Here is a 533-nt window from a genome sequence, read left to right as displayed (position 1 = left end):
ATCAACGACACGCGGCGCGGGCAGCTTGCCTACCGCTACGATCCGGTGGGCCGCCTGCTCGAAGCGCACAGCCGGCTGGGTCACGAGACGTTTGACTTCGACCCGGCGAGCAACCTCATCGACCCGGCCGAGCAGCGCGAAGCCGAGCGACAGCGCATGCCGCGAATCAAGGCGTTGGACAACCTGCTCAAGCAATACGCCGGCACCCACTACCAGTACGACGCGCGCGGCAACCTCACGCAGCGCTGGCACAACGGCAAGGAAGGCCGTTTTACGTGGGATTTGTTCGACCGCCTGACCCACTACGAAGACGAGCGCCTGAAGGTCAACTATACCTACGACGCGCTTGGGCGGCGCCTCTCCAAGCACAGCCAGGCGCACTACGAGGAAAGAAGGGAGGCAGGCCCACACTGGAACCGCGCCGAGCGCGTGAAGCGCAACCGCGAGCTGCAGTGTGGCTTCACGCTGTACGGCTGGGATGGCGATACGCTGGCGTGGGAGAGCAAGATCGCCGACGAGGACGGCTTTGGTGC

1 pseudogene is annotated in these 533 nt (G+C 64.9%); it reads left to right on the top strand.

Features of this window, described 5'->3' with window-relative positions:
• A pseudogene (locus tag WS75_RS16720) lies at positions 1 to 533 on the top strand (RHS repeat-associated core domain-containing protein); the annotation flags it as partial.

Origin of the sequence: Burkholderia sp. FL-7-2-10-S1-D7 (assembly GCF_001524185.1) — a bacterium.
GTDB lineage: Bacteria > Pseudomonadota > Gammaproteobacteria > Burkholderiales > Burkholderiaceae > Burkholderia > Burkholderia diffusa.
The sequence above is the reverse complement of the archived record's forward strand: the minus strand, read 5'-3'. Positions and strand labels throughout refer to the sequence as shown.